General features: G+C 68.1%; 12 protein-coding genes. 3 read left to right on the top strand and 9 right to left on the bottom strand.

All coding sequences use genetic code 11. From position 1 onward, the window contains the following. Positions 1-45 precede the first annotated feature (45 nt). The 7 genes from AC5592_RS18075 to AC5592_RS18045 form a co-directional block, all read right to left on the bottom strand. The gene (locus tag AC5592_RS18075; RefSeq protein ID WP_063064907.1) at positions 46-2,109 is read right to left on the bottom strand and encodes a CocE/NonD family hydrolase; all 2,064 of its coding nucleotides are present in this window, start codon (positions 2,107-2,109) and stop codon (positions 46-48) included. Between the two features lie 108 nt (positions 2,110-2,217). Further along, positions 2,218-3,450 carry a cytochrome P450 family protein gene (locus tag AC5592_RS18070; RefSeq protein WP_063064906.1) on the bottom strand — a complete coding sequence of 411 codons (1,233 nt, stop codon included), beginning with the start codon at positions 3,448-3,450 and terminating at the stop codon, positions 2,218-2,220. Beyond that, positions 3,447-4,724, bottom strand: a complete 1,278-nt coding sequence (locus tag AC5592_RS18065; RefSeq protein ID WP_063064905.1) for a cytochrome P450 — start codon at positions 4,722-4,724, stop codon at positions 3,447-3,449. Before AC5592_RS18065 ends, AC5592_RS18070 begins: the two co-directional genes overlap by 4 nt. Further along, positions 4,721-5,299: a GTP-binding protein gene (locus AC5592_RS18060; protein WP_269750197.1), complete on the bottom strand. Its 579-nt coding sequence runs from the start codon at positions 5,297-5,299 to the stop codon at positions 4,721-4,723. The genes AC5592_RS18065 and AC5592_RS18060 overlap by 4 nt, the downstream gene beginning before the upstream one ends. A gap of 49 nt (positions 5,300-5,348) precedes the next feature. Beyond that, on the bottom strand, positions 5,349-5,714 hold the full coding sequence (locus AC5592_RS18055) for a DUF742 domain-containing protein (RefSeq protein WP_063064904.1): 366 nt from the start codon (positions 5,712-5,714) through the stop codon (positions 5,349-5,351). Between the two features lie 10 nt (positions 5,715-5,724). After that, positions 5,725-6,132 carry a roadblock/LC7 domain-containing protein gene (locus AC5592_RS18050; RefSeq protein WP_036506268.1) on the bottom strand — a complete coding sequence of 136 codons (408 nt, stop codon included), beginning with the start codon at positions 6,130-6,132 and terminating at the stop codon, positions 5,725-5,727. Then, positions 6,129-7,544 carry a sensor histidine kinase gene (locus tag AC5592_RS18045; protein ID WP_232329414.1) on the bottom strand — a complete coding sequence of 472 codons (1,416 nt, stop codon included), beginning with the start codon at positions 7,542-7,544 and terminating at the stop codon, positions 6,129-6,131. Before AC5592_RS18045 ends, AC5592_RS18050 begins: the two co-directional genes overlap by 4 nt. Positions 7,545-8,038: 494 nt before the next feature. On the opposite strand from AC5592_RS18045, the gene AC5592_RS18040 reads away from it, so the two are divergent. The 3 genes from AC5592_RS18040 to AC5592_RS18030 all read left to right on the top strand — a co-directional run bounded on the left by AC5592_RS18040 (position 8,039) and on the right by AC5592_RS18030 (position 10,319). Further along, positions 8,039-8,842 (top strand): SDR family NAD(P)-dependent oxidoreductase, encoded by an 804-nt coding sequence (locus AC5592_RS18040; RefSeq protein ID WP_036506274.1) that lies wholly within the window; start codon positions 8,039-8,041, stop codon positions 8,840-8,842. Between the two features lie 8 nt (positions 8,843-8,850). Next, positions 8,851-9,699 carry a TIGR03619 family F420-dependent LLM class oxidoreductase gene (locus AC5592_RS18035; RefSeq protein ID WP_063064964.1) on the top strand — a complete coding sequence of 283 codons (849 nt, stop codon included), beginning with the start codon at positions 8,851-8,853 and terminating at the stop codon, positions 9,697-9,699. A 143-nt stretch (positions 9,700-9,842) separates the two neighbouring features. Beyond that, complete coding sequence (locus AC5592_RS18030) at positions 9,843-10,319, top strand: nuclear transport factor 2 family protein (RefSeq protein WP_036506264.1); 477 nt, start codon at positions 9,843-9,845, stop codon at positions 10,317-10,319. A 7-nt stretch (positions 10,320-10,326) separates the two neighbouring features. Here AC5592_RS18030 and AC5592_RS18025 read toward each other — a convergent pair whose 3' ends face one another. Together AC5592_RS18025 and AC5592_RS18020 are read right to left on the bottom strand one after the other, a co-directional pair. Then, on the bottom strand, positions 10,327-12,093 hold the full coding sequence (locus tag AC5592_RS18025; RefSeq protein WP_063064903.1) for an oleate hydratase: 1,767 nt from the start codon (positions 12,091-12,093) through the stop codon (positions 10,327-10,329). Between the two features lie 66 nt (positions 12,094-12,159). Next, a complete protein-coding gene (locus AC5592_RS18020; RefSeq protein ID WP_063064963.1) occupies positions 12,160-13,020 on the bottom strand; it encodes a 3-hydroxyacyl-CoA dehydrogenase in 861 nt (286 codons plus the stop codon). Positions 13,021-13,023 lie beyond the last annotated feature (3 nt).

The raw sequence follows: 13,023 nt of genomic DNA, 5'->3' as shown, positions 1-13,023 counted from the left end.
TGATTCCGGCGGCGACCTCCCGGAATTCCCAGCCGTGGCTCTGTTTCAGCCGAGGGGCCGATCGGTGGGCAGATTGACGTAACTCGGTGCGTTCGGATCCAGGCGCAGATGCTGGGGCTTGAGTTCCGAATCGTTGAGCATCGGGCGGAACGGCATGGCCTTGGGCGCGTTGGCCGCGAACAGATCGATACGCAGCCGATGTCCGATCTGGAGCCGCGCCTGGGTCGGGATCACCGCGATGTCGAGGCCCACCGGTTCGCCGGGCGTCACCGGCTGCCGCGCCGCGGCGGTGAGGAGATGGAACGGAACGGTGTAGTCGCCGTTGGCGGATCGGGAGCTGCGGGCATCGTCGACGGCGCGCATGGAGACGGTGAGCTGGCCGGTGGTCAGGGCCGTGGAGGTGCCGTCGGGTGCGACGTCGTTGACGGTGGCGCTCCAGAATCCGTCGGTGGCGTCCTGCACGGTCTCGAGGTGGATGTCGATCGGCCCGGAGATGGCGGTCGGCGCCGACACCGGGGCGCTGGTGAAGGTCAGCGCATCGTGTTCGGCCACCCGGGAGTCCTTGGCGCAGGTGTCGAGCATCGCGGCCGAACCGGCCGAACCCTGGGCCGCGTCCCGTGAGCAGAGGGTCGCCAGCCCCGGCGCCACGGTGAGTGCGGAGACCTCGGCCGGCGGCTGGGCGCTCAACGAGCCGTCGTGCACGGCCGCATCGGTGGTTCCGCTGGGCGCGGCGGTCAGGTAGATCCGGCGGTGGTCGGCTCCGGGCTGCGGGTACTGCGGCAGTGTCACCCAGCCGCCGCCCTGTTCCTTCAGCACGATGGGGCCGTAGCCGTCGATACCGTTGTCGATGTCCTTGAGCCACTTGTCGAACCACGCTCGCTGCAGCACCTCGAGCCGCGGCGGGGCGCCGGGTACGCCGGTGCCGGCGCCGGGATTGGCGTGATAGGTGTCGCCGATCACGAGTTGCTTGCGACCGGCCGGCAGCGGGATGGCCTGATAGATCTTGGTGGCGCTGTTGGCGAAGATGTCGTGCCAGCCGCCGTAGACGAAGGTGGGCACGGTGACTCGTTCCGGATGGCCGGTGAGGGCCTGGCGGAAATCGCTGCCGGAGTCGAGCGCGTCCGACAGGGCGGGCGGCATATCGTCCATCGACGGCGTCAGCAGGGCCTGCGCGAGCAGGTCGACATTGGTGGCCGGATCCGCCACCCGGGAGGCGAGCCATTTCCAGTCGAAGGTTCCGTCGAAGATCGACTTCAGGTCGGGGATCAGCTTGAGCTGATTGACCGTTTGGAGCCACATCGGCAGGAAGGTGGTGCCGACGCCGCCGCCCGGCGCCACCACATCGCGCATGAGATCGCTGCCGGGGACGACCGGGAAGATGGCGCGGAGCGCGGCCGGGGCGTCCTCTGCCGCGCGCAGCTGGTTGATCGCCGCGTACGAGCCGCCGCTCATCGCCACCTTGCCGTTCGAGAACGGTTGTGCCGCAGCCCAATCGATCACTTCGCGGGTATCGAGCTGTTCCCGCGCGCCCAGGGTCTCCCAATTGCCCTGGGACTGTCCGGTGCCGCGCACATCGGCGACCACCAGCGTGTAACCGCTGCGGATCAGATTGCGGTCCAGGCCGAGGACGGTCGGCACGGTGCCGCCGTCGAGGGCGTGCAGCAGGTCGCCGAAGCTGCTGATCGGGGTGCCGGAGAGGTTGATCTGCCGCACCAGCGACATCACCAGCGGCTGCAGTTGCGGATTCTCCACCGCCGAGCCGACCAGATCGGTCATCAGCTTGGTGTAGGGCGTGAGATTGACGATGGTCGGCAGTGGCTGGGCGACCACGGCGCCGGAGGCGTCGACCGGCCGGTAGACGTCGGCCTTCAGCAGCACCCCGTCGCTCATCCGGATCGTCACATCGGAATCCACGTGGACGTCGGGATATTGCTGCGGGCCGTCGTGCACGGCGGTCCACTGGTCCTCCCGGCCGGCGAGGCTCGGGGCGCCGGAGTGCGGTAGGCCACCGAAGAGCGCGGTGGCGGTCGCGGAAAGCCCCACTGCCGCAACGGCAATCAGGGTTCGGACGGGCACGACGGGTTTGCGCGATCGCAGCTGCCCGAACATCACGCCCCTTCTCGGTTGAGTTTTCGCGCACGACTGGGCCGGTCATCGACGATAGCAATGCGCTACCGAGAAAGCCGGTAGCGCGGCCCTGGTGTCGCGCGCGGAAGCTCAGTCGCCGAGCCGGACCGGGAACTGTGCCAGATCGTTCTGCGTCAGCACGGGAAGGTTGTGAATCTCCTCCACGGGTACGGCCAGGGACAGCTGCGGGAATCGTTCGAACAGCGCGGGCAGCGCGATCGAGGCCTCCAGCCGGGCGAGTGCGGCACCCGGGCAGATGTGCGGGCCGTGACCGAAACTGATGTGCCGCTTCGCCGTCGGCCGGGTGATGTCGAATTCACCGGCATCGGCGCCGTGCACCGTGGTGTCGCGGCCGATGGCCCGATACGACATGACCACGCCCTCGCCGCGTTCGATGACGGTGTCGCCGACGGTGATGTCCTCGGTCGCGAACCGCATCAGCAGATGTGTCACCGGGCCGTCCCAGCGCAGCGTCTCCTCGATCGCGGTCTCCCAGTCGATCTGCCCCGACCGCACCAGCGCGAACTGTTCCGGGTGGGTGAGCAGGGCGCGCGCGGTGGTGAGGATCAGCGACACCGTGGTCTCGTGCCCGGCGGCGACCAGCGCCTGCAGATTGCCGACCACCTCGGCCTCGCTGAGCGGTTCGCCGCCGTCGGTGGCGAGGATCAGCGCGCTGGTCAGGTCGTCGGCCGGGTCGGCGGCCTTCTTGCGCACCATCTCGGTGAAGTACTCGCCCATCCGCTCGATCACCGCGAGCCGCTCGTCCTGCGGGGTGAGCAGGGAGAAGAACGCCTTGTACCAGTCGAGCAGCATCGGATGGTCGGCGTGGTCGACGCCCATCAGCTCGCTGATCACGCGCATCGGCAGCGGATAGGCGAAGACCGATTTCAGGTCGACCGTGCCCTGGCCGGAGGCGGCGGCGAGATCGTCCAGCAGTGCGGCGACCGTCGATTCGATGAACGGGCGCAGAGCGGTCAGGCGGCGCGCGGTCAACGCCTGGGTGGTCTTGATCCGCAGGCGGCGGTGTTCGGGGCCGTCGACGGTGAACATCGAGACCCCGACATCGATCATGCCGATCAGCGGCCACTGCCGGGTGACCACGCCGTCGCGCCACAGCGACCAGGAGTTGATGTCCTTGACCAGTCGTGGGTCGATGAGCAACTGCCGGGCCAGGGTATGGCCGGTGACGGTCCACGCCGGGACGCCCAGCAGTTCGATCCGGGTCAGCTGTCCGGCATCGCGTAATCGGGCGGTCTCCCCGGCGAGGTCGCCGACCATCGGATCGATCACGAGCGGTGCGGCATGCGGGCAACTGGCATTCACGGGGTACCTCCCACGGTACGAACGGGTGTGAAGGTGACCGGCAGCGACGTCATTCCGCGCAGGAACGGCGAGGGCCGGCGAGTCAGTTCGGTGGCGGCGACGGCGAGGTCGAGATCCGGCAGCCGATCCAGCAGCACTTCGATCCCGGTGCGCGCGATGATCTCCGCGATCTGCTGGGCCGGGAAGGGACAGCGATATTCGCCGTAGCTGAACGCGAAATGCGCGCTGTTGCCGCTGTGCGCGGGGGCGAGCGAATCGGAAAGGTCCTGGCGCACATGCGGATCGGCGTTCGCACCGGCCAGGCCGAGCAGCAGCATATCGCCGCGCCGGATGGTCTTGTCGGCCAGCCGGGTGTCGCGCGAGGCCCAGCGCCCGGCCAGGATCTGGGTGGGAGTGTCCTCCCACAGCACCTCGTTCATCGCCTGGCCGATGCTGTGGCGGCCGCCGCCGAGCGCGGCCGCGAAACGGTCGTCGGTGAGCATCAGCCGCACCGAATTCCCCAGCCAGTCGCTGGTCGGCAGCTGGCCCGCGGCGGTGACGGCCATCAGGTCCAGGGCGTATTCCTCGTCGCTGAACCGTTGCGGCGAACTCAGCATCCGTGAGGTCAGATCGTTGCCGGGCCGCGACTTCTTCATCGCGACGAGTCGCTGCATATGGTCGGCGAACCGGCCGTAGGCCGCCTGCGCCTCGGCGCCGCCGTCGGCCAGCGTCTTCATCGTCCAGGCCAGATCCGCGCCCTGATCGTCGGGGAATCCGATCACCCACGCCAAGGCCAGTACCGGCAGCGGTTCGGCGTATTCCGCGATCAGATCGGCGTGGCCGCGCCCGCAGAAGTGGTCGATCAGCCGATCCGCCAGATCCTCACAGGCCCTGCGCAATCCGAACGGGTCGACCTGTTCGAGGGCGGGCTCGACCATGGCCAGATGCCGCAGATGTTCGGCGCCGGCGGTGAAATAGATCGAGGGCATCGGACGGCCGACCATCGGCAGCAGCGGCCAGTCCTCCGGGATGTTCGGCCATTGGTTCCAGCACGCCACGTCGCGCGGGAACAGTTCCCCGTCGCTGGTGACCTGGTGCACTTCGCGGTAGCCGATCACCAGCCAGGCCGGAATCCCGCCGGGCAGTTCCACCGAGACCACCGGGCCGTGGGCGCGGCGCATCTCGCGGTACAACTCCTGCGGGTCGGTGTGGAAACGCGGTCCGCTCAACGGAACCGGATCGGTGGGCGACACCGGGCAACCGCCGGTGGTGAGGCCGCGCTGCGGCGCGTTCATCGGGCGGATCCCCGGGCGGCGGCCCGCAGACCGGCGGCGTGCAGATGTTCGACCAGGGCGATCAGTACCCGCTTGCCCGAATCCCGCGAGCGCGCATCGCATGCCACCATCGGCACGTGCGGATCCAGATCCAGTGCCGCGCGCAATTGGGTGTCGTCGTGGCCCGTGGCCCCGAAGATGTTGCACGCCACCACGAACGGCGTCTGCTGATGTTCGAGCCGGTCGATCGCATACCAGGAATCGGTGATCCGGCGCGGGTCGACCAGCACGATCGCGCCCAGCGCGCCGGTGAACAACCGGTCCCACAGAAACCAGAAGCGCTCCTGTCCGGGAGCCCCGAACAGATACAGGACGTGTTCGGCGTCGATGGTGATGCGGCCGAAGTCGAAGGCGACCGTGGTGGTGGATTTGGCCGGTGCGCCGGTGGGATCGTCGATGCCGATGCCCAGCGAGGTCATCGTCGCTTCGGTGTCGAGCGGCCGGATCTCACTGACCGCGCGGACCATGGTGGTCTTGCCGACGCCGAAACCGCCGACGATGACGACCTTGAGCCCGTGCCGGACGGTATCGGCCAGCGGGGCCTGGGCCCGGGCGGGACGGTCGCCGAATCCGGTGCGGAGCGGATCAGAGGTTGCGGAGTCCAACGAGCACCTTCTCCAGTATTTCGGTGTCGGGCAAGGCTTTCCACGGCTGCCACGCGGGGGCGGAGCGCGGGTGGCGCACGGTGATCTTGCCGGCGTCGAGCAGGTCGGCCAGCAGGACCATCGTGATGCCGACCGGCAGCCGCAGTTCGGCGGCGATCTCGACCACGGCCGCCGGCGCCCGGCAGATCTCGAGGATCGCGACCTGTTCGGACTGCATACCGGGGACCGGAGCCGATTCGGCCACCACGAGCGTCACCAGATCGAAGGCATCGGTATCGGGGTGGCTGCGGCCGCCGGTGAGGGTGTAGAGCCGGTCCGGGGTGTCGTCGCGGCCCGGCCTGGTCATCGCGGCCGCCTCACGGACGCGGACCGCGCGGCGCGGCGGACAGGTGTTCGCCGAGCTGTTCGACCAGTTCGCTCATGTTGTGGCCGACCAACCCGGCATCGGCCTCGGCATCGGCGACGACCGCGATGTGGGCTCCCAGCCCGGCTTCGACGATGAACAGGATGCCGCCGTAGAACTCCGTCATCGACTGCCGCACGCCACTGCGCCCGTCGCCGAATTCGACCGAGGCGCCGTGCGAGAGGCTCTGGATACCGGCCGCGATCGCGGCCAGTTGATCGGCCTTGTCCACAGACAGTTCCGGGGTGTGGCAGATCTTGAGACCGTCGCTGGACAGCAGCAGGGCGTGGCGGCTGTGCGGGGTGCGGGCCAGCAGCTGGTCGAGTAGCCAATCCAGGTGTGCCGGTACGGAAGTGGTCACCGATCGTTCTCCAGGGCAATCGAAGGGGAGGGGGAATCCGGGGCCGAGACCGCACGCTGGAAGGCGCCCAGGGCCGAGGGGCGCGCCGGCGGGTGGGCGGAAGTGTCGGCGGCGGTGGTGCGCAGGCCGTCGGGATGCACGGCGGCCAGTGTGCTGCCGCGGCGGCGCTTCGGCAGTGGTTCGGCCGACCGTTCGAGGGGTGGAACCGATTGGGCGGCAAGCTGTTCCGTGTTCGGCGTGGACGGGGCCGGTGCACGGTCGCCGGTCAGGGGCGGTCCGAACGGACTCGCGGGAATTGCGGCCGGGGTGACCGATCGTGCCGCGGGCGGCAGTTCGATCGTCGCGGTGGAGCCGGGGGAGCGGTCCAGACGGGTGGTCAGATCGCGCGGAACGACCACGACGACCGCCGTGCCGCCGATCGCCGACGGGCGGTACGACACGGTCAGCGCGTGTTTGCGGGCCAGATTGCCGACCACGGCGAGCCCCAGGCGGGTACCGGTCAGTGAGGACAGATCGGTATCGGCTCCGCGGCCCGCCACGGTGCCCGATACCGCCTGTTCGGCGCGGCGCAGGGCGGTTTCGCTCATCACGAGTCCGCTGTCCTCGATGGTGACGACGACGCCGGCCGGCACTTCGGCGGCATAGACGTGGACTTCGGTCGTGGGCGGGGAGAAGTTGCACGCGTTGTCGATCAGCTCGGCCAGCGCGTGCATGACTCCCTCGGCGGCGTGACCGGCGATCGCGATTTCGGCGACCGCGCGCAGGCGCACCCGGCGGTAGCCCGCGACGCGGCCCATCGCGCCGCGCAGAATCGACTCCATCGCAATGGGTTTCGCCCATCGGCGGCCCGAGCGGGCGCCGCTGAGCACCGCGATACTGTCGGCCAGGCGTCCGGCCTGTGCGGTGCGGTGGTCGAGAGTCAGCAGGTCGGCCAGCACCGACGGATCGGCGTGCCGATGTTCCATCTCGCGCAGTTCGGCCAGCATCGAGGTGGTCATGGCCTGCATGCGCCCGGCCGCACCGGCGAACGCCGCCATCGCGGCCACCCGGCGGTTCTCGCTACCGTTCGCCTCCCGCCCCGCCACGGACGCGGTGTCGTGCGCGGCGGCCAGGCGCGCCTCGCTCTCGGCGACGTAGGTGGCGGCCGCACGCTCGGCCCTGTCGTTCGCTTCGCGACAGCGAATCGCCAGGTCACGGTAGTGCGCCGCACATCCCGACGTCACGGCGAGGATCAGCCCGGCGGCGCCGGCGGCGATGGCGAATGTCACCCGTCCGGTAGCGGGTGCGAACCGGAGTAAGGCGAGGCAGGCCACGGCGCCGGTGAGGACGCAGATCATGGCGGGAAGGAGGAAAGCCGGTAGCCGTCGCGGTGGCCGGGAGGTGGCGCCGGAGGAGGGCTGCTGCGTATTCACTGAATAGATCACTATCGATACTTCCGGATCCACATCCACCCGTGCGGAGACGGCACAGTTCCCCCACCTTCCGCTGTGCACGGCTGGCTCGAATATGCGGACCGCCAGACGTTTTCGAAATTCGCGCACGAGCATAACGCCGACCTCGAGGGTGCGCTACCCGAAGTGTTCTTGCCGTCCGGCGGCTTCGAAATGGAAGTTTCACGGCGAGTTTTTCGAAATGAAGGAATGTGATGCCGAGTGGTCCGTTTTCGTGAAAACGCTGCTCGGCGAGCATGTTCGAAAATACTGGCGAATGCGTCGCGCGATCGATCGACACGATCACGAACTGAAAACGTTGCGTCACAGTATCTTTCGGAAATTCAGTGAACAGCGTTCATTTCACCCTGAGCAGTGCTTTTCTTCGCGAGGCAGGCTGTCCGGTGAGCGGGAGTGCGCGCCAGACCGAAACGTGTGTCAGTTACCGTCCCGGCATGGCCGCAGAACCGAACGACATCATCGATCCGCACCGCTACGGGCCGTGGGCTGTCATCGCCGGCGGTTCGGAGGGGGTCGGCGCGGAGTTCGCCGACCGGCTCGCCGCCGCGGGGATCAACATCGTGCTGCTGGCGCGGCGGGAGGGCCCGCTGGCCGAGACCGCCGCACGAGTCGCCGCGCGTGGTGTCCAGGTGCGGACACTGGCGGTGGATCTCACCGCGCCGGATGCGCCGGCTCGGGTCGCGAACGCCACCGCCGACGTGGAGGTCGGCCTGCTCGTCTACAACGCGGGGGCCAACACCCACAGCGCCGAATTTCTCGACGGCGACCTCGAGGCGTTCGCCGCCATGAACGCGCTCAACGTGACCGCGCCGCTGGCACTGGTCCATCATTTCGGGAGCGGTATGCGTGCGCGGGGCCGGGGCGGCATCGTACTGGTCGGCTCGCTCACCGGATACTGCGGTTCGGCCCGCCACACCGTGTACGGCGGGTCAAAGGCGTATCTGCGGATCTTCGCCGAGAGCCTGTGGCTGGAACTGCGGGAGTACGACGTCGATGTGCTGCATCTGGTACTCGGGGTGACCCGGACGCCGGCGATGGCACGGGCGGGCTTGAATTTCGACATTCCCGGAATGCTCGTGGCCGAACCCGCGGATGTGGCGCGCGAGGGGCTCGAGCAGTTGGCGAACGGGCCGGTGTTCGTCGCGGGCGGCAATGCCGAGACGGCCGCGCGCAGCAGCGGTCCGGATCGGGCGGCGATCGTGCTGGGCGGGCATCGCCGGATGCAGAAATTGATCGGCGCCGAATCGGATGCGCGATGACCGCGCCGTTGCGGCTGGCCCTCTCGTCGCCGATCGTGGTGCGGTTTCCCGGGCAGTATTCGCCGTGGGAGGCCGACGCCGGCATGGAGGAGCTCGCCCGCATCGCCGAGGCCGCCGATCGGCTCGGATTCGACCATCTCACCTGCAGTGAGCACACCGCGGTCCCCGCGACGGTGGCCGCCTCCCGCGGCGCGACCTATTGGGATCCGGTGGCCACGCTGTCGTATCTGGCCGCACGCACCACCCGGATCCGGCTCGCCACCTCGGTGCTGGTGCTGCCCTATCACCACCCGCTCGAGATCGCCAAGCGCTACGGCACCCTGGACCGGATCAGTGGCGGGCGGGTCGTTCTCGGCGTCGGAGTGGGTTCGCTGCGTGCGGAATTCGAGCTGCTGGGCGCGTCGTGGGAGGGACGTGGAGAGCAGGCCGACGATGCGATCGCCGCGCTGCGGTCCGCGTTCGGTGTGCGCGAACCACACTATGCCGGAACGCATTACAGCTTCTCGGAGATGATCGTCGAACCGGCCGGCGTGCAGGCCCGCGTGCCGATCTGGGTCGGCGGGCGAACCATGCGGTCACTGCGCCGCGCGGTCCGCTTCGGCGACGGATGGATGCCGTTCGGATTGCCGATGGCGGAACTGAAGACCATGCTCTCGCACGTCGAATCGTCACCCGGCTTCGAGGTCGTACTTCCCACCGGACCGCTCGACCCGCTGGGTGAGCCGGACCGGGTGACGCGGCGGCTCGCGACCCTGGCGGATGCGGGCGCCACCCTGGCCGGATGCGCGGTCACCGCGAACTCGGCCGAACACTACTGCGATCAGCTGGCGGCACTGGCCGAGCTGGCGAACCGATGAGCCCGATTCGCCGCGCGGGGACCTTGCCGCCGGACCAGCCGACGGACGCCCCGCGGCCTGCGGCGAGCTGAATATTCTGTGACACAACGTCGGCGCGGGACTCGACCGGTGCGAGTGCCGGCGCCGGTACGGAGGAGGACGAGATGGCCGAGACCGAACTCGCGGAAATCCTGCGCCGATTGCGGCGGGTCGAGGACGAGCTGGCGATCATGCGCATCATCGCCTCCTACGGGCCGCTGGTGGACGCCGGAGAGGCCGAGGCGACTGCCGAATTATGGTGTCCCGACGGCGAATACGACGTCGAGGGATGGCGGATGCGCGGCCGGGACCAGGTGCGCGCGATGGTGAACTCGCCCGCACATCAGGGTCTGATCACGTCCGGGTCGGCGCATTTCCAGGGGCCGGCACGCATCGACATCGACGGCGACGAGGCGCTCGCGGTCTTCGAATCACTGCTGGTGCACCGCGAATCGGAGAGTTACTCGGTACTGCGCGCGAGTGTGCACCGGCTCGAACTCCGCCGCGAATCCGACGGGTGGCGAATCGCCCGCCGCACCGGGCGCCTGCTCGACGGCGGTGAGCAGGCACGGGAACTCCTGTCCACCTTCGCGCGCGACTGAATGCCGGTTACTTGTCGGCGATGAGCCCGTACTCGGTGAGCAGCTTGCCGACCTCCGAACTCTCCAGCTTCCCGATGAGCCTGCGCCGCAACGCCTCCGGGCCCGGAATCGTCAGTGCGTCCCCGTCGCGCATGTGGCCGACCGCACTGAGCAGACTGCGCACGTCGTAGGTGGAGTTGAACACCTCCGGCACGCCGCGCTCGATGCCCAGCAGCCGATAGGCGGCCTCCATACCGGTGCGCACCGAGTACTCGGTGGTGAAGATGCAGTCCCGGCTCGTTTCGGCGAACTGGCCGATGAAGGCGAAGTTCACCGCGCCCTCGGGGACCACGTCGGGCCGATCACCGGCCTGTCGCGGCATGAAGAACGAGGTGACGTACGGCATCATCACCGGCACGCACTTCGCCGCCTCGGCCGCCAGTTCCGGGATGTCGTCGAGCGGAACGCCCAAGTGGTACAACCACTCCTGGGTGATCTCCTCGCCGGTGCACTCCTGCATCGTCTTGTGCACATAATCGCCCGGCTTGTCGGCGAACAGCGAGTACACCCACACCACGATCTGATCGGCCGGCTGCTGTTTGAAGTGCGGTTGCCGGTTCACCGTCCAGCTCAACAGCCAGCTCGAATCCTGCGCGGTGACGATCCCGCCGGTGACGACCTTGCCGCTGAACGGATCTCGCTTACAGATCTTGCGGATGTATTCCGGGATGCGCTGATCGAGCGTGGTGACGGTCGCCGATTCCCATTTGGTCTCGGGGATATGGGAACCGAAGACGTCGGGGCGGCCGAAGGCGGGGTCCACGGCCGCGATCCGCCGCCACAATTCCCACGCGGGCGCCGGTCCCTCGTTCAGTTTCGCCGGGGTGTGTTGATCGCCCTCGTCGGAGTTCTCCACCAGCGACCCGATCGTGGTGAACAACAGATCGTCCGGGCCCAGCCGGACGCCGCCCTCGACCCCGTCCGATACCCAGTGGATACCGGTGGCCTGCTTGCGATCCGGGGTGATGTCGAAGTCGATGTCGGTGACCTCGGTATCGAACCGGACCGTCACGCCCTGATCGAGCAGCCACCGATACAGCGGCAGCACCAGCGATTCGTACTGGTTGTACTTGGTGAACTTCAGTGCCGAGAAGTCCGGCAGTCCGCCGATGTGGTGGATGAACCGGTGCAGGTACAGCTTCATCTCCAGCGCGCTGTGCCACTCCTCGAAGGCGAACATCGTGCGCCAGTACAGCCAGAAGTTGCTCTGCAGGAAGTCCTTTCCGAACACCTCGTCGATACGCTTGTTCTCCATCTCCTCGCGGGTGGCGAGGAAGACCTTCGCGATGTCCTTCTGCGCCCTGTCGTTCAGCGCGAAGAGTCCGTCGGTGTGCGCGTCCTGCCCGCGATCCACGGTGGCGCGTTGTAGCGAGTAGTTCGGATCGTCCTTGTTCAGCCAGTAGAACTCGTCGAGGACACTCGCGCCCTCGATCTCGATCGAGGGCACCGAGCGGAACAGGTCCCACAGGCATTCGAAGTGGTTCTCCATCTCGCGGCCACCACGGATGACGAAACCCTTTGCGGGCTCCTTGACTCCGTCCAGCGCGCCGCCGGGCAACTTCAATCGCTCCAGGATGGTGATCCGGTCACCGGACATCTGCCCGTCGCGGATCAGGAAGGCCGCGCCCGACAGCGAGGCCAGGCCCGCCCCGACGAACCACGCCGTCTTGTCGTCGACGCCCTCGGGTTTGCGCGGGCGAGCGAACGCCTCGTAGTTGCCGCTGCTGTAGTACATCCGGGTCTTCTCCTGCCTGTAGGTTGTTCGCGCCCCGACGGTCGAATGTGGCTGTCCTGTAACCCCTTACGCGTTGTACCGGTAGAAGCCTTCGCCGCTGGCCAGGCCGAGCTTGCCCTTGTCGATGTATTCCGACTTCAGCCACTGCGCCAGCTTCTGGCCGTCCTCGCCGCTGTTCACCAGGATGTTGTACGGCGTGGTGAGGCCGACGATGTCGAGGATCTGGAACGGGCCCGCGGGTGCGCCGGTCCCGATGCGCCAGGTCTCGTCGACCGCCTTCGGTTCGGCGTAGCCGCCCGCCGCCAGCGCCATCGCCGAGTTGAGGAACGGCACGAGCAGCGAGTTGAGGACGTATCCGGCCTTCTCCTTGTGCAGTTCGATCGGCACCATGCCGATGGCCCGGGCGAATTCCACCACCGCCTGGTACACCTTCGGATCGGTGTCCTCGGTACCCATGACCTCTGCGGTGTTGAAGTGCCACACCTGATTCGCGAAATGCAGAGCGAGGAACCGGTCCGGGCGGCCGGTGGCGTCCTTCATATCGCTGGGCAGCAGCGTCGAGGAGTTGGTGGCGAAGATGGTGTGCTCGGGCGCGAGTTCGCCGAGCCGGCGATAGGTGTCCTGCTTGATCGACAGCACCTCGGGCACGGCTTCGATGATCAGATCCGCGTCCCGGGCGGCCTCGGCGAGATCGCTGGTGAGCGCGATGCCCGCGGCGGTGGCCTCGGCCTTGCCGTCACCCGCGCCCGGTACCTGCTCACGGTAGGTGGCCGCGAGTTTGTCGAAACGCTCGTGCGCCGCGGTCAGCGCCTCGTCGTTGATGTCGTAAGCGGTCACCTCGAAACCGTGGAAGGCGGTCTGGAAGGCGATCTGGGATCCCAGGACTCCGGTCCCGAGGACGCTCACCTTGCGAATCGTGCCGGACATGTC

Source organism: Nocardia violaceofusca NBRC 14427 (assembly GCF_963869435.1).
Taxonomy (GTDB): domain Bacteria; phylum Actinomycetota; class Actinomycetes; order Mycobacteriales; family Mycobacteriaceae; genus Nocardia; species Nocardia aobensis.
Note: the sequence above shows the minus strand (reverse complement) of the source record. Positions and strands in the feature narration are given on the sequence as shown.

Excerpts from the sequence above, each read along its gene's own strand:
- AC5592_RS18030 (WP_036506264.1), top strand. The coding sequence starts at position 9,843 with ATGGCCGAGACCGAACTCGCGGAAATCCTGCGCCGATTGCGGCGGGTC.
- AC5592_RS18065 (WP_063064905.1), bottom strand. The coding sequence starts at position 4,724 with ATGAACGCGCCGCAGCGCGGCCTCACCACCGGCGGTTGCCCGGTGTCG.
- AC5592_RS18020 (WP_063064963.1), bottom strand. The coding sequence starts at position 13,020 with ATGTCCGGCACGATTCGCAAGGTGAGCGTCCTCGGGACCGGAGTCCTG.
- AC5592_RS18075 (WP_063064907.1), bottom strand. The coding sequence starts at position 2,109 with ATGTTCGGGCAGCTGCGATCGCGCAAACCCGTCGTGCCCGTCCGAACC.
- AC5592_RS18025 (WP_063064903.1), bottom strand. The coding sequence starts at position 12,093 with ATGTACTACAGCAGCGGCAACTACGAGGCGTTCGCTCGCCCGCGCAAA.
- AC5592_RS18055 (WP_063064904.1), bottom strand. The coding sequence starts at position 5,714 with ATGACCAGGCCGGGCCGCGACGACACCCCGGACCGGCTCTACACCCTC.